General features: G+C 41.7%; 1 protein-coding gene. It reads left to right on the top strand.

Annotated features, from left to right (window positions below):
• A partial coding sequence (locus tag EOC06_RS39405; RefSeq protein ID WP_128310216.1) for an ATP-binding cassette domain-containing protein occupies nucleotides 1–235 on the top strand: 235 nt, incomplete at both ends.

Genomic DNA, 235 nt, shown 5'->3' with positions numbered 1-235 from the left:
TGACGGCAGGGTTCTGGAAATTATCGGAGCAAAAGAAAACAATCTCAAAAATGTCAGTGTGAAAATTCCGTTAGGGGTGTTTACAGCAGTCACAGGCGTTTCCGGATCGGGAAAAAGCACGCTCGTAAACGAAATTCTTCATAAAAGCCTTGCCCAAAAATTGAACAGGGCAAAGGCAAAACCGGGTGAGCATAAAGAAATAAAAGGAATTGAGCAGCTTGAAAAGGTAATTGAT

The organism is Mesorhizobium sp. M7A.F.Ca.MR.362.00.0.0 (assembly GCF_004023175.1).
Taxonomy (GTDB): Bacteria; Pseudomonadota; Alphaproteobacteria; order Rhizobiales; family Rhizobiaceae; genus Mesorhizobium.
This window is presented reverse-complemented; position numbering and strand designations above follow the sequence as displayed.